21 protein-coding genes and 1 pseudogene are annotated in these 22,436 nt (G+C 68.4%); 10 read left to right on the top strand and 12 right to left on the bottom strand.

The genetic code is table 11. The features are described 5' to 3' along the window. Positions 1-273: 273 nt before the first annotated feature. A complete protein-coding gene (locus tag E1261_RS26560; RefSeq protein WP_132411111.1) occupies positions 274-1,158 on the bottom strand; it encodes a MurR/RpiR family transcriptional regulator in 885 nt (294 codons plus the stop codon). A 108-nt stretch (positions 1,159-1,266) separates the two neighbouring features. On the opposite strand from E1261_RS26560, the gene E1261_RS26555 reads away from it, so the two are divergent. Then, positions 1,267-2,853 (top strand): DUF5722 domain-containing protein, encoded by a 1,587-nt coding sequence (locus tag E1261_RS26555; protein ID WP_202875043.1) that lies wholly within the window; start codon positions 1,267-1,269, stop codon positions 2,851-2,853. Here the strand turns inward: E1261_RS26555 and E1261_RS26550 are convergent. The 4 genes from E1261_RS26550 to E1261_RS26535 all read right to left on the bottom strand — a co-directional run bounded on the left by E1261_RS26550 (position 2,850) and on the right by E1261_RS26535 (position 7,836). Beyond that, on the bottom strand, positions 2,850-3,665 hold the full coding sequence (locus E1261_RS26550; RefSeq protein WP_238176433.1) for a co-chaperone YbbN: 816 nt from the start codon (positions 3,663-3,665) through the stop codon (positions 2,850-2,852). The genes E1261_RS26555 and E1261_RS26550 overlap by 4 nt on opposite strands. Positions 3,666-3,861: 196 nt before the next feature. After that, on the bottom strand, positions 3,862-5,670 hold the full coding sequence (locus E1261_RS26545) for an NAD-binding protein (RefSeq protein WP_132411107.1): 1,809 nt from the start codon (positions 5,668-5,670) through the stop codon (positions 3,862-3,864). Then, positions 5,591-7,264, bottom strand: coding sequence for a coenzyme B12-dependent isobutyryl-CoA mutase large subunit (locus E1261_RS26540; RefSeq protein WP_132411105.1), 1,674 nt, complete (start codon positions 7,262-7,264; stop codon positions 5,591-5,593). Before E1261_RS26540 ends, E1261_RS26545 begins: the two co-directional genes overlap by 80 nt. 68 nt (positions 7,265-7,332) lie before the next feature. After that, positions 7,333-7,836, bottom strand: coding sequence for a MarR family winged helix-turn-helix transcriptional regulator (locus tag E1261_RS26535; RefSeq protein ID WP_132411103.1), 504 nt, complete (start codon positions 7,834-7,836; stop codon positions 7,333-7,335). Between the two features lie 44 nt (positions 7,837-7,880). Here E1261_RS26535 and E1261_RS26530 point away from each other — a divergent pair, with 44 nt between their 5' ends. The 3 genes from E1261_RS26530 to E1261_RS26520 all read left to right on the top strand — a co-directional run bounded on the left by E1261_RS26530 (position 7,881) and on the right by E1261_RS26520 (position 10,297). Beyond that, positions 7,881-8,639, top strand: coding sequence for a maleylpyruvate isomerase family mycothiol-dependent enzyme (locus tag E1261_RS26530; protein WP_132411101.1), 759 nt, complete (start codon positions 7,881-7,883; stop codon positions 8,637-8,639). A 75-nt stretch (positions 8,640-8,714) separates the two neighbouring features. Further along, on the top strand, positions 8,715-9,062 hold the full coding sequence (locus E1261_RS26525; RefSeq protein WP_132411099.1) for a YciI family protein: 348 nt from the start codon (positions 8,715-8,717) through the stop codon (positions 9,060-9,062). Between the two features lie 5 nt (positions 9,063-9,067). After that, on the top strand, positions 9,068-10,297 hold the full coding sequence (locus tag E1261_RS26520) for an RNA polymerase sigma factor (protein ID WP_132411097.1): 1,230 nt from the start codon (positions 9,068-9,070) through the stop codon (positions 10,295-10,297). Here the strand turns inward: E1261_RS26520 and E1261_RS26515 are convergent. The 4 genes from E1261_RS26515 to E1261_RS26505 form a co-directional block, all read right to left on the bottom strand. Beyond that, complete coding sequence (locus tag E1261_RS26515; RefSeq protein ID WP_132411095.1) at positions 10,263-10,967, bottom strand: PH domain-containing protein; 705 nt, start codon at positions 10,965-10,967, stop codon at positions 10,263-10,265. The two genes, E1261_RS26520 and E1261_RS26515, sit on opposite strands and share 35 nt — an antisense overlap. Positions 10,968-11,071: 104 nt before the next feature. Then, on the bottom strand, positions 11,072-11,230 hold the full coding sequence (locus E1261_RS45440; RefSeq protein WP_165952664.1) for a hypothetical protein: 159 nt from the start codon (positions 11,228-11,230) through the stop codon (positions 11,072-11,074). A gap of 305 nt (positions 11,231-11,535) precedes the next feature. After that, positions 11,536-12,492, bottom strand: coding sequence for a methylmalonyl Co-A mutase-associated GTPase MeaB (gene meaB / locus E1261_RS26510; RefSeq protein ID WP_132411093.1), 957 nt, complete (start codon positions 12,490-12,492; stop codon positions 11,536-11,538). After that, positions 12,492-13,685, bottom strand: coding sequence for an acetyl-CoA C-acetyltransferase (locus tag E1261_RS26505; protein ID WP_132411091.1), 1,194 nt, complete (start codon positions 13,683-13,685; stop codon positions 12,492-12,494). Before E1261_RS26505 ends, meaB begins: the two co-directional genes overlap by 1 nt. Positions 13,686-13,778: 93 nt before the next feature. Here E1261_RS26505 and mce point away from each other — a divergent pair, with 93 nt between their 5' ends. The 6 genes from mce (at position 13,779) to E1261_RS26475 (ending at position 20,475) form a co-directional block, all read left to right on the top strand. Then, positions 13,779-14,195: a methylmalonyl-CoA epimerase gene (mce, locus tag E1261_RS26500; RefSeq protein ID WP_132411089.1), complete on the top strand. Its 417-nt coding sequence runs from the start codon at positions 13,779-13,781 to the stop codon at positions 14,193-14,195. Between the two features lie 77 nt (positions 14,196-14,272). Beyond that, positions 14,273-15,187, top strand: coding sequence for a sensor histidine kinase (locus E1261_RS26495; protein WP_132411087.1), 915 nt, complete (start codon positions 14,273-14,275; stop codon positions 15,185-15,187). Positions 15,188-15,334: 147 nt separating this feature from the next. Further along, entirely contained in the window at positions 15,335-16,666 is a 1,332-nt protein-coding gene (gene ccrA / locus E1261_RS26490; protein ID WP_132411085.1) for a crotonyl-CoA carboxylase/reductase, read from the top strand. A 97-nt stretch (positions 16,667-16,763) separates the two neighbouring features. After that, on the top strand, positions 16,764-18,413 hold the full coding sequence (locus E1261_RS26485) for a coiled-coil domain-containing protein (protein ID WP_132411083.1): 1,650 nt from the start codon (positions 16,764-16,766) through the stop codon (positions 18,411-18,413). After that, the gene (locus E1261_RS26480) at positions 18,410-19,687 is read left to right on the top strand and encodes an AI-2E family transporter (RefSeq protein ID WP_132411081.1); all 1,278 of its coding nucleotides are present in this window, start codon (positions 18,410-18,412) and stop codon (positions 19,685-19,687) included. The genes E1261_RS26485 and E1261_RS26480 overlap by 4 nt, the downstream gene beginning before the upstream one ends. Positions 19,688-20,079: 392 nt before the next feature. Continuing rightward, positions 20,080-20,475 (top strand): hypothetical protein, encoded by a 396-nt coding sequence (locus E1261_RS26475; RefSeq protein WP_132411079.1) that lies wholly within the window; start codon positions 20,080-20,082, stop codon positions 20,473-20,475. 344 nt (positions 20,476-20,819) lie between these two features. Here the strand turns inward: E1261_RS26475 and E1261_RS45435 are convergent, their stop codons facing one another. From E1261_RS45435 to E1261_RS26460, 3 genes and pseudogenes are all read right to left on the bottom strand, one after another. Further along, a complete protein-coding gene (locus E1261_RS45435) occupies positions 20,820-20,981 on the bottom strand; it encodes a hypothetical protein (protein ID WP_165952663.1) in 162 nt (53 codons plus the stop codon). 154 nt (positions 20,982-21,135) lie between these two features. Further along, positions 21,136-21,762, bottom strand: coding sequence for a hypothetical protein (locus E1261_RS26470; protein WP_132411077.1), 627 nt, complete (start codon positions 21,760-21,762; stop codon positions 21,136-21,138). A gap of 463 nt (positions 21,763-22,225) precedes the next feature. After that, positions 22,226-22,436, bottom strand: a pseudogene (locus E1261_RS26460) (PIG-L family deacetylase); the annotation flags it as partial.

Raw genomic sequence — 22,436 nt, 5'->3', positions numbered from 1 at the left:
ACCTTGAGCACCCATCAACCGTCTTCGGGGCAGGCAGACGACTGAACCGTGCTCAAGGTCGTCCGGCCAGCGCACCTTGAGCACCCACCAACCATCTTCGGGGCAGGCAGACGACTGAACCGTGCTCAAGGTCGCCCGGCCAGCGCACCTTGAGCACCCATCAACCACTTGCCGGCCGCGCACATGGTTGAACCGTGCTCAACGTCGTACCGGCTCGTGCGGGCAGCCCTTAACCACCCGGCCTTGGAGCGCCGCGGTGGGGCGGGGTGGGGATTAGCGGCGGCGGTGGGTGGATACGGCGTCGGCGGTGATGTCGAAGGCTTGGGAGGACAGGGGGTAGTCGCGTTGGGCCACGCCTAGGTAGAGGGCGTCCAGGACGATCATCTGGGCGTGGCGGCCGGCCAGGGCGCCGGAGCGGAAGGTGATGTCGCGGGCGGCGGTGACCAGGATGATGTCGGCGGTCTGGGCGAGGGGCGAGCGGGGGTAGTTGGTGAGGGCGACGGTGGTGGCGCCTTGGGCGGCGGCTCGGGCCAGGGGTTCGACTACCTCGATGGTTTCGCCGCTGTGGGAGATGCCGACCGCTACGTCGCCGGGGCCGAGTAGGGCGGCGCTGGTGAGGGCGTTGTGGACGTCGCTCCAGCTGTTCGCGCCGCGGCCGATCCGGTGCAGGCGGAGCCGCAGCTCGTCGGCGACCGCGGCTGAGCCGGAGACGGCGTACAGGTCGATGCGGCGGGCGTCGGAGATTGCTTGTACGGCGCGGCCGAGTGCGGACACGTCGAGAGCTGCAACGGTGTCCTCAAGGGCTTGAGCGTCGGCGCGGAGCAGGGTGCGCAGGACGTCGTCGAGCGAGTCGTCGGGACCGACCTCAGCGCCGGTACCGCGCTCCCAGCTCGGGCTGCTGCGGCCGGTCTCGGCAGCGAGGCCCAGCCGGAGTTCGGCGTACCCGGACAGGCCGAGGGCCAGGCAAAACCGGGTCACGCTAGGCAGCGACGTACCGCAGCGAGCCGCGAGCTGACCGATCGTCGACGACGCGACGCCGCTCGGATCTCGCAGTACCTCGGCCGCGATCCGACTCTGAGCCGGACTGAGCGCAGGGAGCAGTCCACGGATGCGCACTTCGAGGCTCGGCAGCGGTGAGGAAGCAGCAGCAAGGCTCATGTGAATTATTCTCAGACCTGTACGACGAGGATTGCAAGGGATCACGGGAGCCCTTCAGCCGAGATCGCAAGGCTCGACGCCACCGCCCGCAGCCGCCATCGTCACCTCATGCAGCTTCGCCGTCTCGCCATCGCCCTCGCGACCGTCGCCGCGCTCGCCGCCCAACCGCTCAGCGCGCCGGCCGCGCCAAAAGGAGCACCCGTCGCAGCGGACGCAGTGCAGGGTCTCCCCTACCCCGCGCGCGACGCGTACCGGATCAAGGCGATCCAGCCCGACTTCTGGGCGAACCCGGAGGAGATCGCCGGCAACAACACCGGCGGTGTCGCGATGAACATGGTCTGGGCCGCCTGGGAGCAGACCACCAAGCCCGCTCCCTGTTCAGCCGCTGAGCAGGAGTACGACGGCCGCTGCTTCACCGTGGACCCGGCCACCGACGCGGCGATCAAGGACTGGACCGACCGCGGCGTGATCGTCACCGCGGTCGTCTACGGCACCCCCGCCTGGGCCCGGGCCGGCAAGCCCTGCTCCCCGGTCAACCCGGGTATGGAGATTTTCTGTACGCCGAACAACCCCGCCGACTTCGGCCGGTTCGCCGGGATGATCGCGCAACGGTACGACGGCCTGCACGGCCACGGCCGGATCGCGGACTTCGTGATCGGCAACGAGGTCAACACCAACGCCTGGTTCGACATCGGCTGTGGTGAGGGCACACCGTGCAACACCACGCGGTGGCTGGACGAAATCGCCGGCAACTACAACTCGGCGTACGACCGGATCGTCGCTGCGCAGTCGGAGGCCAAGGTGCTGACGTCGATCGACCAGCAGTTCGGCCTCGAACTCGAACGCCCGGCCGCACGGGATGCCACGCTGGCCGGCCAGACGGTACTGCGTGGTCTCGCGAACCGTGTCGGCACTCGGACCTGGCGAGTCGCCGCGCACCCGTACGCCCACCCGCTGACCAGCGACGTCGTCAGCGCGGACGACTATCCCTACTTGACCCACGGCAACGTCGGCGTACTGCTCGGCTGGTTGCAGCAGAACTATCCGAACAGCCCGGCCGCGACCGATGTCCAGCTCACCGAGAGCGGCGTGGTCTCGACCTCGCCGTCAACACCGGCCCGCCAGGCAACCGCGCTCTGCAACATCTTCCGCAACGTGCTCGGGACGCCCGGCATCACGAACTTCGTCTACCACCGGATGGTCGACCACCCCGAAGAAGGCATCGGGCTCGGCTTGCGGAACGCCGACAAGACGGCCAAGCCCGCCTGGTCGACGTGGGCCTTGGCCAACCGCAACGACGTCAACCCACCCCAGCTCAGCTGTGGCTTCGAGAAGTTGCCCTACACAACATTGACCCGCGGCTATCACGCGAGCCGCGGCCACTGGGCATCATCCCGGCTGCTCCCGAGCGGGTTCGCCGCCGAAGGCAGTTGGAAGCTGCTCCGCGAACCCGCGCCCGGCACCGCCCGGCTGTACGAATGCCAGGTCGGCGGGCACAACCTGCTCACGCTCGACTCGGGCTGCGAAGGCCTTCGCGCCCTCGGCCCGGTCGGCTATGTGCTCACGTCGTCCGCCCCCGGCACGGTGCCCATCTACCGCTGCTACCTGCCGGGGAACGGCGACCACTTCATCTCGCGCGACCCCAACTGCGAGGGTCAACGCACAGAACAACTACTGGGCTACTCAGCGCCCTAGAACAGCGCAGCCATCAACCGGCGCCGGGCCTTGCCGACCCGCTCGTCCTCGGCGCCGACGACCTCGAACAGCTCCAGCAAATGCAGGCGGACGGTGTTGCGCTCGTCCCCTGCGGTCGTCTGGATGACCTTGATCAACCGGCTGAACGCGTCCTCGATGTGACCGCCCATCAGATCGACATCCGCGACCAGCATCTGCGCCTCGAGGTCATCCGGGTTGTCGGCCGCGCGGGTACGGATGTCGGCCGGCGCCTCCTGGGTCCGCTTCACCAGCTGGACCCGGGCCAGCCCCGACTTCGCCTCCGCGTCGTTCGGCGTCTCCTTGATCAACTCCTCGTACGCCGCGATCGCGCCCTCGAGGTCACCAGCGCCGACCGCGTCCTCCGCCTTCGCGTAGCGCGGGTTCGGCGCGTCCTCCTCCTCAGCGGCCGGGGCCTCGGCGGCCGGTCCGAGCGGCTCGGCCCGACCGGTGACACCGTTCGCCACGGCCACGGTGAGCAGCTGGTCGAGGTACTGCCGGGCCTCGGCCTCGCCGAGCGGACCCTGGAACAGCGGAACGACCTGCCCACGCAGTACGGCGATGACCAGCGGCACCGACTGCACACCGACTGCCTGCGCCAGCTGCGGGTTCGCGTCGATGTCGATCCGGGCCAGCACGAACTTGCCGGCGTACTCGGTCGACAGCTTGGCCAGGACCTGGCCGAGCTCGGCCGAACCCGGCGCGCGAGGCGACCAGAATTCGACCACCACCGGCACCTGCAGGGACCGCTCAATCACGTCGCTCTGGAACGTCGGCTCGTTGACGTTCAGCACGTACGACCCTCCGGCTGACCCCCCGGCAGCTGAACCCCCTGCCGCGGCCGGCGCACCTGCAGGCTTGCGCAGAGCCGATAGATCGATCGCCCCGGGACGGGAGAAGTTGGACTGACTCACCACTGCCCTCGCATTCCGCTCGCGCCCATCGGGCGCCCACCGCGTACGTTCACAGGTCTATCCTCTCCGACGCTACTCAAGCGTTGGGTGCCCGGGTAGCCAGGAGTAGCCGAGCCAGCCCGCTCCGGGTGCCTGCGACCGCGATCCGGTCGCCTCCACGGAGCAGTCCGTCGTACGCCGGGGTCCAGTCCCAAGGGTCGGTTGCGCGCTTGTGCGCCAGCACCCGGAGACCGCCTGCCTCGTCCAGCTCGCCGAGCCGGAGATCGACCGCGACCGAACCCGGCTCGACCGCGACCTCGGTCAGCAGCAGGACACGACGTCCGGCCGGGACGGTCACCTGGCTGCGCCGGTTCGCCGCCGCGGCCGCGATCGCCGGGGCGACCAGCATCGACACCGAACGGCTGTGCCCGAGGCCGAGCCGCCGCTCGACCCGCTGGGCCAGGTCGTGGTCGAACATCCGCATCGTGATCCGGGCATCCGGGTTCAGATCCCGGACCACCATCGCGGACTCGAGATTCGTGATGTCGCCATCGGTCAGCGCGAGCACGGACTGCGCGCGCTGGACACCGGCCGATCGCAACGTCTCTTCGTTGCTGCTGTCCCCGATCACGACCGGGATCCGCAATCGATGTGCAGTCTGTACGCCGGGCGCGTCCTCGTCGTGCTCGACGCCGACCACCGCGACCCCACGCTCGGAAAGGATCTCCAGCACCCGGGCGCCGACCGTACCGAGGCCGCAGACGACCACGTGGTTGCGCGGCCGACCGCGGACACCACCGATCACCCGGGTCAGTCGCGCCCCGATCAGCGAGTCGACGATCACCGCGGTCAGCAGGGCCATCAGCACGATGCCGGTCAGCTGCACGACCACGGCCGCGACCTTCGCCCACGGCGCCGCATCGGAGAAGGTGTCGTCCTCGATCCCGGCCGAGGTCACCGCCCCGGACACCAGATAGAGCGCTCGGAGCCAGTCGATCTTGGCGATGTAATGCGTGAGCACGGTTCCGATGATCACCAGGCCCGCCATCACCGCCGCGATCCGCCGGACCCGGCGGTCGAGGATGTCTCGCAGAGCCATCAGCCACCCGGCCCGCCGTACGTCGCGGGTCCGCCAGACGGTCCTGATCCCGGTCCCGAGCACGATGTCGCCGCTCGGATCGGCACTCGCCATCGGCAGCAGCTCAGGCGTCGCGGACGAGGTCGTGTCGGCCAGCACGGTCAGGTGCGGCTCGCGGATCAGCTCGGCCTGGCCGGCGACCAGCCGCCGGCCGCCGATCTCGAGCCAGGTGAGCTCGTCGTCCTCCAGCGCGTCCGCCACGAACGCGGGCGCGGCCAGCGACGGTCCGGAGATGACCACGCAGTCGCCCAGCAGACTGTGCAACTGCTTGCCCAGCCGCGGGTTGACCATCTGGACGATGATCCGCAGCCCCGGATCCATGTCGCGCACGGTCAGCGCGGTGTGCACGTTGTGGACGTCATCGGTGTCCAGCAGCACCAGGGCTCGCGCGGTCGACGCCTCCCCGTCCTTCCCGTCGATCCCGGCTCGGCGCAGCAACGACTCACTGATCACCCGGACGCCCATCACGTGCGCGCCCAGCTCACTGATCCGGTCGAAGTGCCGCGAGGCCGGGTTGACGATCGCCACCACCTGCTCACCCGAGCTCACCAGCTCGGTGACGACCCGCAGCATCGTGCGGTCGGAACCACACACGACAACGGCCCGCCCATCGGGTGGGCCGGCCGCGGCCTGGATCCGCGCTGCCGTACCGGTCTCTGCCGGTGCTCCTCCTTCAGAAGGCAGAGCCTCAGAAGCGGGCGGGCTCTCGGTACTCGCCCCACTCGTCCCGAAGAACGTGACAGATTTCCCCCATCGTGGCCTCCGCACGCGCCGCCTCCAGCATGGGCTCGATCAGGTTGCCAGTCCCTCTGGCCGCATCGACAAGAGCCGCCAGCGTACGCCGTACCAGGTCCTCGTCGCGCCCGGACTTGCGCGCCGCGAGCGCCCGGCACTGCTCGATCTCGACCTCGTGGCTGACCCGGAGGATCTCCAGGCCGCCGGAGACGGTGTCGGTGTGCGTGTTCACGCCGACGATCTTCTTCTCGCCCTTCTCGAGCTTCTGCTGGTACTCGAAGGCCGCGTCGGCGATCTCGGCCATGAACCAGCCGTCCTCGATCCCGCGCAGGATGCCCCCGGTCATCGTGCCGTCCGGGCTCATCTCCTTGATCCGCGCGAAGATCTCCTCGGCCTCGGCCTCGATCTTGTCGGTCAGGGCCTCGACGTACCAGGAGCCGCCGAGCGGGTCGGCGACGTTCGTGACGCCGATCTCCTCCATCAGCACCGACTGCGTGCGCAGCGCGATCTCGGCCGACTGGTCGGTCGGCAGCGCCAGCGTCTCGTCGAGCGCGTTGGTGTGCAGCGAGTTCGTGCCACCGAGGACTGCAGCAAGAGCCTCAACAGCGGTCCGTACGACGTTCAGCGTCGGCTGCTGGGCCGTCAGCGAAACGCCTGCGGTCTGCGTGTGGAAGCGCAGCCACTGGGCCTTGTCGGTCTTGGCGCCGTAAACGTCACGCATCCAGCGCGCCCAGATCCGGCGGCTGGCCCGGAACTTCGCGATCTCCTCGAAGAAGTCCAGGTGGCTGTCGAAGAAGAACGACAGACCGGGCGCGAACACGTCGACGTCGAGACCGCGGTCGAGGCCGAGCTCGACGTACCCGAAGCCGTCGGCCAGCGTGTAAGCCAGCTCCTGGCCGGCCGTCGATCCGGCCTCGCGGATGTGGTAGCCGGAAACACTGAGCGGCTTGTACGCCGGGATGCCGGCCGCGCAGTACTCCATCAGGTCACCGATCAGGCGCAGGTGCGGTTCCGGCGGGAACAGCCACTCCTTCTGCGCGATGTACTCCTTGAAGATGTCCGTCTGCAGGGTCCCGTTGAGCTTGGAGATGTCCGCGCCCTGCCGCTCGGCGGCGACCAGGTACATCACGAACGCCGGTACGGCGGGCCCGGAGATCGTCATCGAGGTGGTGACGTCCTGCAGCGGGATGCCGGCGAACAGCCGCTCCATGTCGATGGCCGAGTCGATCGCGACCCCGCAGTGACCGACCTCGCCGAGCGCCTTCGGATCGTCGGAGTCGCGGCCCATCAGCGTCGGCATGTCGAAGGCGACGGACAGGCCGCCACCGCCGCCGTTCAGGATCATCTTGTAGCGCTCGTTGGTCTGCTCGGCGTTACCGAACCCGGCGAACTGCCGGATCGTCCACGGCTTGCCGCGGAACCCGGTCGCGTGCAGACCGCGGGTGAACGGGAACTCCCCCGGCCAGCCGATCCGCTCCATCCGCGGGTCGTCGTGCCCCTCCGGCGGGCCGTAGACCGGCTCGACCTCGGTCCCGGAGAGCGTGGTGAAGTCCGCCTCCCGCTTCCGGGCGGCGTCGTACCGCTGCTGCCACCGGCTACGGCCGGCTGCGATCTCCTCGGAGTCCATGCCCTCAAAATACTAGGACGTCCAACTAATTCCAACCGCAAGGGCGTGTCAGCTCCTGATGAGCCGAGTCAGCTGAAGTCGCCGGCGGTCCGGCGCAGCGGCTCGAGGACCGACCAGAGCATCTTCAGCTGCTCGTCGGTCAGGCCCTTCAGCGCGAAGTCGGCGTCGACCAGATCGGCGGTCGCGCGCTCGACCAGGTCGCGCCCGTCCTGGGTGATCTCACAGAGCACCGCGCGGCCGTCGTCCGGGTGCGGTGTCCGCGTCACCAGTCCGGCAGCCTCCAGGCGGCGGACGATCGACGTCACCGAGGTCGGGTGCACCTGCAGGCGCTCGCCCATCTTCCCCAGCGGCAGTGACCCGCGCCGGGAGAACGTCAGCAGCACCAGCGCCTCGAACCGCGCGAAGGTCAGCCCGTGCTTGCGGAGGATGTCGTCCAGCTCGCCGATCACGATCTGCTGGGCCCGCATCAACGACGTGACGGCACGCATCTGCTCGACCGCGCCCCACCGCTGTCCCCACTGCCGCGACGCCTCGTCGATCGGATCGAACGGCAACGCCCGTCTCCTCGCCATGAACCGAAGAGTAACTGTCGGTGGCCTGTGGGAGGGTCAAGGGCATGGGATTGTCAGCCGAGTACTACCTTTCAGCGGAGTACTACCTGGAGCAGCTCGCCGCCGAGTCCGCCCGCCTACGTGAGGTCGCCGAGCTAGGCCTGGCCGCGCCGGTACCGAGTTGCCCGGGCTGGACGGTCGAGACCGTCGTCCGGCATGTCGCGCAGGTGTATCTGCACAAGATCGAGGTGCTCAGACTCGGCGCCCTGCCGGACCCCTGGCCGCCGGCCGGGATCGACGACCGCGACCCCTTCGAGCTGTACGACGAATCGCTGCCCGCTCTGCTGGCGGCGCTCCGGCAGGCCGGGACCACCCAGCAGACCTGGACCTTCAACCCCAGGGACAGTACGTCGGGCTTCTGGTACCGGCGGATGGCGCTGGAGACCGTCGTACACCGGGTCGACGCCGAGCAGGCGCACGACGTGGTCACACCGATCGCCGCCGAGCTGGCCCTGGACGGTATCGACGAGGTGCTGTTCCCAAGCCTCGGCGGCCCCTGGTGGGACGAGAGCTGGACGAAGCACCCGATGGACGCCACCGTCCGGATCACCGCCGAGGGCCGCTCCTGGACCGTCCGCGCCGACGCCACCAGCGTCACCGTCCTGCAAGGCGCCGAAGGCGACGCAGACGCGGAGATCTTCGGCGACCCGGGCGCCGTCTACCTCTGGCTGTTCGGCCGGACCACCGACGACGCCGTCGGCTTCTCCGGCTCCGACGACGTCATCCGTGAGTTCCGCGGCCGGCTCACCGAAGCAACTCAGTAGAAGTGTCCTGATGGCGGGTTGCTGTTCGTTCCTTTCCCGAAGGGCCAGAGTGGTCCTGTCGAGAGGAGTTCCGAGATGACGCAGTACCTCGTGCTGACCTACACCGCCGACGTGGACTGGACGGCGCCCGAGCAGGCCGGCGAGCTGTCCGAGTACCAGAAGTTCGGTATCGACCACGCCGCTCAGATTCAGGCCGCCGCCGTCCTGCACCCGACCTCGACAGCCACCGTGGTGCGGGTCGAGGGAGCGCGCGGCGGGCAGGTCGTCACCACCGACGGGCCGTACGCGGAGACCAAGGAAGCACTCACCGGCTACTACCTGGTCGAGGCCGAGAACCTGGAAGAGGCAATCGCGATCGCGTCCGAGCTCCCCGCCGCGTGGAACGGCGCGGTCGAGGTCCGACCGGTCATCCAGGCCCGCTAGCCCGCATGTACGACGTCATCGCCGAGACGGTCCGGATCGAGGGCACCCGCATCCTTGCGACCCTGATCCGGACCGTCGGCGATGTCCAGCTCGCCGAGGACGCCGTACAGGACGCCACCCTGGCGGCGCTCCGGGCGTGGCCGGCCACTGGTATCCCACCTGAGCCGCGTGCCTGGCTGACGGTGACTGCCCGGCGGAAGGCGATCGACATCCTGCGGCGCGAGCGTGCCCGGGCCGACAAAGAGCGTGCTGGTACCGAACTCGTGGAGCTCACCCAGTCGGCACTGGAGTCTCCAGAAACTGTGCAGGACGACCTGCTCCGGCTGATCTTCACCTGCTGCCATCCGACGCTCTCACCACCGACCCGCGTGGCCCTCGCCCTGCGCACGCTCTGCGGCCTGTCCCCGGCCGCGATCGCCGACGTCATGCTGACCAGCGAGGCCGCGACCGCGAAGCGGCTCACCCGGGCCCGGCAGAAGATCGCAGCCGCCAACATCCCGTACCGCGTTCCGCCCGCGGCCGAGCTGGCCGACCGGCTGCCCGCGGTGTGCGCTGTCATCCACAGCCTCTACACCTCCGGACATGCGCCAGCCACGGGCGAAGCGGCGTACGACGTCGATCTGTGTACCGAGGCGATCCGGCTGGCCGAGCTTCTGCACGGACTACTCCCGGAGCAGCCGATGCCGAGCGCCGTACTGGCACTCCTCCTGCTCACCGAAGCCCGTCGGCCGGCCCGGCTCGACGCTGCCGGCGACGTAGTCACTCTCGACCTGCAGGACCGCACGCTCTGGGACGCCGCCGCGATCAGCCGAGGGATCGCGTTGCTGAACGACTCTTTGGAGCGCTCCGGCCGGCAGGCCGATCCCTATCAACTGCAGGCTGCGATCGCGGCCGAGCACGCCCGCGCACCGGCGTACTCGATCACTGACTGGCGCGAGATCGTCCGGCTGTACGCACTACTACTGTCGGTCGCACCGACGCCCGCTGCGAAGCTCGCGCACGCCGTCGCCACCGCCGAAGCCGACGGGCCCTCGGCCGGGCTCGCTCTGCTGGAGCACCAGGAGGGCGCACGCACTCACGCCGTACGGGCCGACCTGCTTGCTCGTCTGCAGCGCTATGCCGAGGCGATCGACGAACTGTCCAACGCAGAGCCCGCGACCGCCGCCGAGCGTCGGCACCACGAGCGCCGGATGCAGGACTTCAGTCGTCGGTCCAGTTGCCGCGGTCGCTGTTGAAGATCGACTTCGAGGCGGGTGCGGAGGTCGGGGCCGGGCGGGAGTGGTGGGCCGGCGCGGTGGTCGTGGTGACCTCCTGGGCCGAGTCCATCCCGATCGGGCCGGTGCCGTCGTCGTCGGAGTCCTCGTCGCTCTGGACGACGTCGACGCTGGCAGAGGCGCGCAGGCCGGTGCGCTGGATGACGCGCTGGATGGTCAGGTCCCGGTCGTCGGGACGGCTGACCCACTTGATCTCGCGGAAGCCCTGGTCCTGCGCGGCGGACTCGAAGATGAAGTGGCCGTAGCCGAGCATCCGGCCGATGATCGGCTTCTGCAGGGTGATGTCGAGGACTCGCGCGATCGGGGTGGTCGCGACGGTCTGGGAGAAGACGCCGCGGATCCGCATCACCCGCATGTTGGTGACCACGAAGCGGTCGCGGTGATGGGTCAGGAAGTTCCAGAAGGCGTGCGTGAGCAGCACCAGGCAGATCGCGAGCAGCACCGGCTGACCGCCGATCGGCGTGGTCACCATCGCGACCAGCAACGCGGCCGCGAGCAGGACCTCCAGCATCGGGACCGTGAACACGACCCAGTGCTGCCGAACCTCGTCGATGACGACTTCGCCCTCGTCCGAGATCAGATGGCGCCGTACCTTCGGATCGAACATCCGGAAGAGGCCAATTCCGGCCATCCGCTCACTCCCCTGTCACGCGTCTCGATGTGACCCCGACTGTGCACCCCGTTAAGGGCAAGTGTCCCGCACGATCGCTCGTGACGGGACACTCAGGCGTCAGATCAGTTGAACAGCGCGGTCAGGAACGTGATCACGCTCCCGAACAGATCACCGACGCCGGAGAAGGCGCCCCCCACCGCATCGGCGGCGTTCGTCGGCTGCGTGAACAGATAGAAGCCGGCAAAGGCGATGAGCGACCAGATCAGCAGCTTCTTCGGCATGTCACCACTCCTCGTTCCAAACCACTGGGTCGACTGTGTTTGTATCACGGACCGTCACTAATTGTCACTGACTGAACACAGCCCACCGCACAATGCTCACCAGCTACAAGCTCCATTGTGTAACGGATCCGGGGGCAAGGCACCCAGCGGCGCGCCGCCGTGAGACGTGGATCGCACAGCGTGACCGAATAGTGGCACATTTGCCCGAATACGGGACAGTAGCGGTAGCTTCAGGGCCGATTACACGATGTGACAAACCATGACGGAATGTCGCAGTGGCGAGACCTAAATCACAGCACCTAATTTCACAGGGCAGCAATCAGTTCATCGGCGGCGCTGTAGGGATCGGTGTTGCCCTCGGCGACCTTCGCCGCCAGTACGTCGAGCCGCGCATCACCATGCAGATGCGCGAACCGGGTCCGCAGCGCGGTCATCGCGATCGCCTCGATCTCATCCCGGGCCCGGGACCGCCGCCGTTCGTCCAGGACGCCGTTGCCGCGCATCCAGGTCAGCCGGTCCTCGATCGCCGTGACGACCTCGTCGACGCCTTCGTTGCGCGAGGCCACCGTCTTCAGGATCGGCGGCACCCACGCGCCCTCTGCCCGCTCGGCCAGGGCCAGCATGTGCCGCAGGTCGCGGGTGACGTTCTGGACGCCGTCCCGGTCGGCCTTGTTCACGACGTACAGGTCGCCGACCTCGAGGATGCCGGCCTTGGCCGCCTGGATCCCGTCACCCATCCCGGGCGCCAGCAAGATGATCGTGGTGTCGGCCATCCCCGCGATCTCCACCTCGGACTGCCCGACCCCGACCGTCTCCACGAACACCACGTCGAACCCGGCCGCGTCCAGCACCCGCAACGCCTGCGGAGTCGACCACGACAGCCCGCCCAGGTGCCCACGCGAGGCCATCGAGCGGATGTACACGCCCTTGTCCAGCGCGTGATCCTGCATCCGCACCCGGTCGCCCAGCAACGCCCCACCGGAGAACGGCGACGACGGGTCGACCGCCAGCACGGCCACCCGCTTCCCGGTCGCCCGGTACGCCGCGACGAGCGCAGACGTCGACGTGGATTTGCCCACACCGGGCGAACCGGTAATCCCGACGATGTGCGCATGACCGGCGTACGGGGAGAGCGCGGCCATCACCTCACGCAGCAGCGGCGACTCGTCCTCGACCAGCGAGATCAGCCGGGCGACGGCCCGGGAGTCACCCTCCCGGGCACGCTCGACCAGTTCGTTGACAGGCGGAGTGCGTCTCGGCATTACTTCTTCGCTACGCGAACGATCAGTGCGTCGCCCTGACCGCCGCCACCACAGAGTGCGGCCGCGCCAACGCCGCCGCCCCGACGACCGAGCTCAAGCGCCAGGTGCAGCACCAGGCGTGCGCCCGACATCCCGATCGGGTGGCCGACCGCGATCGCGCCGCCGTTCACGTTGACCTTGTCGGCCTCGACCCCGAGCTCCCGCGTTGAGGCGATCCCGACGGAGGCGAAGGCCTCGTTGATCTCGATCAGGTCGAGGTCGGACGCCTCGATCCCTTCCTTGCTGCAGGCCTTCTTGATCGCGTTGGCCGGCTGGCTCTGCAGGGTCGAGTCCGGACCGGCAACCGAGCCGTGCGCGCCGATCTCGGCGATCCAGGACAGCCCGAGCTCCTCCGCCTTGGCCTTGCTCATCACGACGACAGCGCAACCGCCGTCGGAGATCTGCGAGGCGGAGCCGGCGGTGATCGTGCCTTCCTTGCCGAACGCCGGGCGCAGCCGGGCCAGCGTCTCGACCGACGTGTCGCCGCGAACGCCTTCGTCGCTGTCGATCACCAGCGGGTCGCCCTTACGCTGCGGCACCTCGACCGGGATCACCTCGTCGGCGAAGACGCCGTTCTTCCAGGCGGCCGCGGCCAGCTGGTGCGAACGAGCGCTGAACTCGTCCTGCTCCTCGCGGGTCAGCGGGCCGTTCGCCTGCTCGGTGAGCGCACCCATCGGCTGGTCGGTGAACGCGTCCCAGAGCCCGTCGTACGACATCGAGTCGACCAGCGACGTGTCGCCGTACTTGAAGCCCTCACGGGACTTCGGCAGCAGGTGCGGGGCGTTCGTCATCGACTCCATGCCGCCGGCCACGACCACGTCGTACTCGCCGGCGCGGATCAGCTGGTCGGCCAGCGCGATCGCGTTCAGGCCGGACAGACAGACCTTGTTGATCGTGATCGCCGGGACGCCCATCGGGATGCCGCCCTTGACCGCGGCCTGGCGAGCGGTGATCTGACCGCCGCCGGCCTGCAGGACCTGGCCCATGATCACGTACTCGACCTGGTCCGGCGCGACGCCGGCCTTGTCCAGCGCACCCTTGATCGCGAACCCACCGAGCTCGGCGCCGGTGAAGCCCTTGAGGCCGCCCAGCAGCTTCCCGATCGGGGTCCGTGCCCCGGCCACAATGACGCTTTGGTTCCGCGTGTCAGACATGTTTGTCACGATACCTGCGACAGCACTGGTACGCGCCTGTCGAACGGGTCACACGAACAGCCTCTTGCCCGATTGTCCTTCTAGGCTGAAGGGATGGATGAGCTCTTCGAGGCAATCGATCACGTCGGCATCGCGGTCCCCGACTTCGACGCGGCCGTGCGGCACTACGCCGGCGTGTTCGGGATGACGGTCGCGCACGAGGAGATCAACGAGGAGCAGGGCGTCCGGGAGGCGATGCTCTCGGTCGGCACCTCGGGTTCCTCGATCCAGCTGCTCGCGCCGCTGTCGGACGCGTCGCCGATCGCCAGGTTCCTGGACAAGCGCGGGCCGGGCATCCAGCAGCTGGCCTACCGGGTCCGCGACATCGACCAGGTGTCCGCCGTACTGCGGGAGCGCGGCGCCGAACTCCTGTACGCCGAACCGCGCCGTGGCACCGCCGGATCCCGGGTGAACTTTATTCACCCCAAGTCGGCCGGTGGGGTGCTGGTAGAGCTCGTCGAGCCTGCCTAGTGTTACGGGTCTCCGACAGTCAGTGACGGCACGCGCTTTGCCCTTCGAAAAGGGCTTTTGCGGACTACTCTGATCGGGTGCTGAAGGACAGCGCCACCGACTCGTTGGACGGTGTGCCGGCGGGTTTCCAGCACGAAGCCTTCGTCTACTCCGGCGACGAGGAGTTCGTGCGACTGTCGGCACCGTTCGTTCGCGACGGTCTGGCAACGGATGCGGCGATCGTGGCGGTGCTCCCGCCGGATCGGATCGCGATGCTGCGCGAGACCCTCGAAGAATCCGCGGCACACGTGCGATTTATCGATATGACCGCGGTTGGGCGGAATCCTGCCCGGCTCATCCCGTTCTGGCGCGCCATCCTTCAAGAGCCCGGTATGCAGCAGTCCGATCGCCCGGTCTACGGCCTCAGCGAGTGCGTGTACCCCGGTCGCACCACAGCGGAGTACGACGAAGCCTTGCTGCACGAGGGTCTGACCGATATCGCCTTCGCCGCGGACTCCGGTTTCCGGCTCTGCTGCCCGTTCGCGGCGACCGCCGGGATCGACCCGACCGCCACTCACTCCGGTGCGGAGGCGCTGGCAGAGAAGACCTTCCGGACCCCGCTGAACGACGTACCGGATCGGGCCGAGCGCTGGGAGTTCGGGCTGGCCGATCTCGGCGACGTACGGCAATGGGTGAACGGGCAGGCGTCGTCGCACGGGGTGTCGCGGGACCGGATGGACGACCTCGGGCTGGCGCTGCACGAGGTCTGCACGAACAGCATCCGCTTCGGCGGCGGCCGCGGCAGGCTCTCGGTGTGGATCGAGAACGGGTCGCTGGTCTGCGACGTGGCCGACCACGGCCGGATCGACGATCTGCTCGTCGGCCGGGTGATGCCGCCGCTGGACGGGCTCGGTGGCCGGGGCGTCTGGCTCGCCAACCAGCTCTGCGATCTGGCCCAGTTGCGATCCGGTGACGGCTTCACCCAGGTCCGGCTCCACACCCGCCTGCGCTGATCACGTGGCGATAAGACCACTGACAACGGTGGACTGGAAAAGTGACGGTCGTCTCACCGGTCCCGAACTGTGTCACACCGCACAGCCCGCGAGGCATACTCAACGGTAACGTCCGCTCACCAGTCCACTCCTTACAGGAGGTACGACGTGAAGCAGATCCTCGATGCGATCCTCGCCGGTGACAGTGCGGCGGTCGGTGCGCTCGACGTACCGGACCACTACCGGGGCATCACCGTGCATGCCGACGAGGCCGGCATGTTCGAGGGGCTGGACGCGAAGGAGAAGGACCCGCGCAAGAGCCTGCACCTGGACGACGTGCCGACGCCCGAGCTCGGCCCGGGTGAGGCGCTGGTCGCGGTGATGGCGAGCGCGATCAACTACAACACCGTCTGGACGTCGATCTTCGAGCCGGTCTCGACGTTCTCGTTCCTCAAGCGGTACGGGAAGTTGTCGCCGCTGACCGCTCGCCACGACCTGCCGTACCACGTGGTCGGCTCCGACCTGGCCGGCGTCGTCCTGCGGACCGGCCCGGGCGTGAACGCCTGGAAGCCCGGCGACGAGGTGGTCGCGCACTGCCTGTCGGTCGAGCTGGAATCGCCGGACGGGCACAACGACACGATGATGGACTCCGAGCAGCGGATCTGGGGTTTCGAGACCAACTTCGGTGGGCTGGCCGAGATCGCGCTCGTGAAGTCGAACCAGCTGATGCCGAAGCCGGCTCACCTCACCTGGGAGGAGGCTGCGTCTCCCGGGCTGGTGAACAGTACGGCGTACCGGCAGCTCGTCTCACCCAACGGCGCGAATATGAAGCAGGGCGACGTCGTACTGATCTGGGGTGCTTCCGGTGGACTGGGGTCGTACGCGACCCAGTTCGCGCTGAACGGCGGCGCGATCCCGGTCTGCGTGGTGTCGTCGCCGGAGAAGGCCGAGATCTGCCGCGCGATGGGCGCCGAGCTGATCATCGACCGGTCGGCCGAGGGGTACAAGTTCTGGAAGGACGAGTCCACTCAGGACCAGAAGGAGTGGAAGCGGTTCGGCGGGCGGATCCGCGAGCTGACCGGAGGTGACGACCCGGACATCGTCTTCGAGCACCCGGGCCGGGAGACCTTCGGTGCGTCCGTGTACGTCGCTCGCCGCGGCGGCACGATCGTCACCTGTGCCTCGACCTCGGGCTTCATGCACGAGTACGACAACCGGTACCTGTGGATGAACCTCAAGCGAATCATCGGCTCGCACTTCGCCAACTACCGCGAGGCCTGGGAGGCCAACCGGTTGATTGCCAAAGGCATGGTGCACCCAACGGTCAGCCGCGTGTACCCGCTCGAGGAGACCGCGCAGGCTGCGTACGACGTGCACCGCAACCTGCACCAGGGCAAGGTCGGCGTCCTGACTCTGGCCCCGACCGAGGGCCTCGGCGTCCGGGATCCCGAACTGCGCGCCAAGCACCAGCAGGCGATCGACCGTTTCCGTAACCGCTGAGAGGTTTTGAACGGGGCCCGATTGGCTGGTCGGGGGCCGGGTCTGACAGGCTTAAGCTGGGGGATTCAGCTGAGCCGCCAGAAGGGAAACCTCAGGAATGCCTGACGAGTCGAGCCTGCCGTTCTTCGACCGCACTGCAACCGCGGCCGGAGGCTTTCCGGTCAGTCGGCGTGGCTACGACAAGCAGGCCGTGGACGACTACGTCCGCGCCCTGGAGATGCAGCTGGTCGAGATCCGGAGCCGGGCCGAGCAGCTGCAGGGCAGCGTCGCGCCGATGCAGCGTGAGCTCGAGGAGACCCGCCGCCAACTCGATGCCAGCGCCAATCCGTCGTACGCCGGTCTCGGGGACCGGGCCGCGCAGATCCTGCGGCTTGCCCAGGACCAGGCGTCCGAGGCCCTCGAGGAAGCCCGCCGCGAGGCCCAGGAGCTGCGCAGCACCGCCGCCAAGGAGGCCGCCGCCCTGCGCGCCACCGGTGAGCGGGAGGCCGAGGACATCCGGACCGTCGCACTGAACGAGTCCGACAGCATCCGCCGTACTGCCGAAGGCGATGCCGCCGAGCTCCGCCGTACCGCGGAGACCGAGGCCGCCGAGGTGCTGCAGGCGGCCAAGCGCAAGGCCGAGCAGCTGACGCTGACCGCCGAGTCCCAGGCCAGCACGCTGAAGAACGGCGCGCTGCACGAGGCCGAGAAGATCCGCACCGCGATCCAGCGCGAGTCGGCCGCCCTGCGCGCCCGGCTGGCCGACGAGCGGGAGCAGCAGGCCAAGGAGCTGGCCGACAAGCACCAGCAGATCGCCGCCGACACCGAGAACCTGACCACCCAGATGAAGGAGGCCGCCGAGGCCTCCGAGCGCCGGGTGGCCGAGGCGACCGAGCAGGCCCGCAAGATCCGCGCCGAGGCCGAGGAGTCCGCCGAGCGCACCCTGAGCCGGACCCGCCGCGAGGCCGAGCAGGTGCTGAGCACTGCCCGGACCCGTGCCGAGTCCGAGCTCGCCAACGCCGCCGACGAGGCCGAGCGGTCGCGCACGATCGTGGCCCGCGAGACCGAGCGACTGGCCAAGCGCCGCGACGGCATCCTCACCCAGATCGCCGGCCTGAACGAGATCGCCGGCAACATCGCCCGCCAGGCGGCCGAGCTCGACTCCGAGACGGCCGCGACGACGCCGTACGTGAATCCCTTCAGCCGGCCAACTTCTGAAACTTCCGCCGGCCTCACCTCCGGTCTCGCCCCGTCCGCGGGCGGCCCCGGTACGGCGGGCAGCCCGCTCACCGACAGTTCGGTGACCTCCGAGCCCAAATCTGAGTCGTCGGGTGACAGCCCGTTCGCGCCGAAGGTACAGACCGAGGACCACGCCTTCGGACCCGGTACGGCGGCCGCGAGCCCGGCGCTCGACGGGGACGGACCGTTCACCGGTTCGAGCCCGTTCGTCGGATCGGACGCGGGTGACGCCCGGGTCGACGAGACCCGGATCGACAGCAGCCTGCGGGTGGACCCGGCGATCGCCGGCAAGCTGACAACTGCCGGCCCGGCGAGTGACCGAGCGGCTGGCCCGGCGACCGGCCCAGCGACTGGCCCCGCGACCGGCAACGGGGCTGACGGCAACGGTTCGGCTGACGACGCGGCGGACGGTGACGAGCCGGCCGACTCGACGAGGATCGACGAGTTCCGCCTCGGTGACCTCGCCACCGGCCAGACTTCGGTCGACGACGAGAAGACCGACGCGCGATCCCCGAAGGACACGATGTGACGCCATCCGGCGACGACAACTCGACAGCGACTCCGCCCGACCCGGCAGCTGGGCAAGACCTGGCCAAGGCGACCCGCGAGGCCAAGCTGGCCGCCGCGGATGCCGAGGCCGCTGCCGAGCAGGCGGAGAAGTCGGCCGACGAGGCCGAGGAATCCGCCGACGAGGCCGAGGAGTCCGCGGACCAGGCCGAGCTCCTGATCGAGGAGCGGCACCCCGATGAGGGCATGGGCCGACCCGGTCCGCCGATCCATCGGTCGAACCCGTTCGTCTTCGGATTCTTCGCAGCCCTCGGCGTACTGGTCGCCTGGGGCCTGTGGAACGCCCTCGGTCACGCGCGTTCGGTGCTGATCCTGCTGGTGGTCTCGATGTTCATCGCGGTCGGCCTGAACCCGCTGGTCGAGTGGTTCATGCGCCGCGGCCTGAAGCGCGGCCTGTCGGTCGGCGCCGTCTTCCTGATCATGATCCTCGCCGTCGCCGGCGTCGGGTTCGCGATCGTCCCGGTCGTCACCGACCAGATCGACGGCCTGATCACGAACGCCCCGCAGTGGCTCGACCTGCTCCAGAAGTCGAAGACCCTCGACGAGCTCGACAACAAGTACCACTTCATCCAGAAGGCCCAGGAGTACATCCAGGACCCGGCGCTGGCCCAGAAGGCGTTCGGCGGCATCCTCGGCGTCGGCAAGGTCGTCGCCAACGCCCTCTTCAACACCTTCACGATCCTCATCCTGACCCTGTACTTCCTGGCCTCGCTGCCGTCGGTCAAGCGCGCGGCCTACAGCCTGGTCCCCCGCACCCGCCGCAACCGCGTCGCGATCCTCGGCGACGAGGTCCTGACCCGCGTCGGCGGCTACGTCAGCGGCCAGTTCACCGTCGCACTCTGCGCCGGCGTCTTCATGTTCATCTTCCTGGAGATCGTCGGCCTGCGGGAGTACGCCGTCGCCCTCGCGATCGTGGTCATGTTCACCGCCTTCATCCCGATGGTCGGTGGCCTGATCGGCGTCGTCGTAGTAGCCCTGATCGGCTTCACCGACAGCCTCTGGGTAGGCCTCGCCTGCCTCATCTACGGCATCGTCTACCAGCAGATCGAGAACTACGTCGTAGCCCCCCGCATCATGCGCCGAGCCGTAGACATCCCCGGCGCCGTCACCGTCATCGCCGCCCTCCTCGGCGGCGCCCTCCTCGGCGTCGTCGGCGCCCTCCTGGCCATCCCCTCAGCAGCCGCCATCCTCCTCATCATCCGCGAAGTCTGGGTCCGCAAAGCCGACGCCTCGTAGTGGTTGTGGTGCGTGGGGTCCGTACGACGGCCCCACGCATCCGGCTACGCCCGACTCCTCCGTCGCCGCTCCCACCCACCCCGACGGTGCGTGCTCCGCCCGCTCCTAGCGCCAACGTGGCGGCTTCTGCGGCAGGTGGGGCTGATCCCTCATGTCCGATGATCCGGAGACCGCGCCGTCCGTTTCGGTGGACGCTACGGGGGGGGCGTGGACACCCTGCGGTGGGTGTGAACAAGTAATGACCTGTTCACGCCCACCGTTTCCTGGTCAAACCCCCGGTTGCCGGCGCGGCCAGGTGCGGTGCGCGGTTGCCCGGCCCCGCCGAACGGCCGAACCTCGCACACCAACTAGGGACCCCGGACACTCGGCCAGATGACCGAGGTCCCCAGCTGGTGACCGCACTACACCCGGCTCAACTGCACGCGAGCCAGCAGGCCGCCGTACCCGCAACGTCCGAAGGATCCGAGGGCGTGGTCTCCGGATCTTCGGACGTTGTGACGGGGATGACGGCAATCACCCACACAGCGGACAGGAGATCCAGAATTCGGTGGTCCAAGACGGTCGACGCCGACCAGGCGTTCGACCAGAATCACTTCGCGGTTACTGAGGGCAAACTTTTGATCGCCCGGCCGCCGGACCTGGTCTCTGTCGACCTGGCTTCGGGTGCGGTCCGGCCGCTCCTGACCGACCAGCCGCACCACGCCGCACTCGGCGTCGAGGTCGACGATCGGGTGATCGTCGCCCAGGCGGCAGGACTGATTCTTACCTTCGAACGGAGAGCACGGTGAAACGGCGAATCATCGCCATCGTCACCGGCGTCGCGGTGGCTGCGGCGGGTGGCGTTTGATCGGGCGGCCGGCGTGAGCCGAGCGGTTCCCGGCCAGTGCCAGGATCACCGCATCGAAATAGCCCAGCTTCAGTTTGCCCCGTCACTGCCTCGAGAAACTGAACCTCCAGGGACGGACCGTTACGCACGTTTGTTGCGCAGAAAATTGCAGGTCTCCCCTTGCACAGGCTCAGGAGCGAGCAGCCTGCCGGACCATCCCAGCAAAGAACCTCCCGCAGCGCTCGTGGTTCACGTCGCGGACATTGAACATGGCAATCAACGGGCCTGAATCACAGAGCAGCGCAGTCACGCGCCCCGCCGGACAGCCTCGACAATCTCACGGTTCTGGCTAGCCTCCGCGAGGATCTCGCGATAACGCACCGACAAGTCGGGCTCTTCGATACTCGCCAAACCGAACCACGGAAAGCGCCGTCGCAGCTCGGCAACGTCGACCTGCTGATCGTCCATGCCCTCATGTCCTCAAGCGTGCCGGTGAACCGGCTGATCTTCATGGCTTCTCCTGTTCGGATAACACAACCTCGACGATGCGAGTCGTCTGGCCTTGCCATGAACGAGGAAATCTCCCTGGTTCCCCGCGTCGCTCCGTTTGCTTGGTCGCTGGTCAGCCCTCATCGGAGGTAGGTACGGCGGCCAGGCGCTTACCGCGCTTGGAACTTTTCGCAGCGGCGCGCTTCCTGGGTGAGCGTGCCGCCGGCCGAGGTGGGTCAGCGATCGGCCCGGCCTCGGCCGACTTCGCCGAGACAACCTCGACAATGCGGAGGACTCGGCCGTCCTTCCCATGAATGACGAGATCAGGCTGCGCATTGATCTGGCGCACCACGTCGGCTAGGCCCGAGGTCACGCCCTCGGATTCCTGGACCAACTGTGAGACGCGTTGATGCGAGACGCCGAGAACTTTGCTCACATCGCGCACCGGCACATCCGCGTCGGTCAGCACCGCCGCAAGCTCGCGGCTGAAATCGGCGACCAGGGATTCGAGCCGACCGGCCTGTGTCCGCAGGTCCTCGACCAGAGTCTTGGCATCGAGGAGGTCGTGTCCAGCTGCCTCGATCCCGGAGATCTCGACCGCCACCTGGGACATTGGAACGTCCACGGTGACAGCGACGTACTCGCGCGCCGCTTGCTCGACCTCGTCGAGCCGCCGAGCCTGAGTCAGACCGTCCAGCTCAGGAATCTCCACCATCCACCAGCGCCCCTCGCGGGCAACGGTTGCTTCGTAGGTCTTCATCACCGCTCCTCATCACACGCCGCCAGCGCCGCGTCGGCCTTGCGGACAACACCCGGCGAAATCTTCGTATGGCCATCGGGCAGCGTGAACACATGCTGCCCGCACGGACATTCGTAGATACCGTGCGACCCCCTGAGTCCGCACTCTTCGCCAACCGGCATCCCGGAAGGCCTTCACGACCTTGCGCGTTGCTTTCTCACTCACCACGCAGATTAGTCTAGGAACCTGGACAGAATCAAGGCAAATTGACTAGACGGCTCAGCTTGCGAATACGAGCTGGCCACCCAACTGCCGAAGCGGGCAGACGCCTGGAGAGGACGTCGGCGGCCGGCCACGGGCGCGATGAGCGCCGGGCGGCAGCCCGCCCATCCGCGGTAGCGCTAGGAGCGGGCGGAGCACGCACCGTCGGGAGTGTCGCGAGCACGGCGACGGAGGAGCCAGGCGCAGGCGGCGCGTGAGGTGCTTACGGGGCTGGGAGTTTGGTTAGTTCGGGTGTTGGGGTGGTGTGGAAGGCGGCGGCTCGGGGGTAGCCGGCTAGGCAGCCTCGGGTGGTGAGGAGGGCTGTGTAGTAGTCGATGTGGCGGAAGCCGAGTTCGCCGCGCGCGGAGGGCTGGTGGCGGATGGCGGAGATCCAGCGGTAGAAGGCTTCGTCGGGGATGGGGACGTAGAGGGTG

This window comes from Kribbella albertanoniae (assembly GCF_004348455.1).
GTDB classification, from domain to species: domain Bacteria; phylum Actinomycetota; class Actinomycetes; order Propionibacteriales; family Kribbellaceae; genus Kribbella; species Kribbella albertanoniae.
The sequence above is the reverse complement of the archived record's forward strand: the minus strand, read 5'-3'. Positions and strand labels throughout refer to the sequence as shown.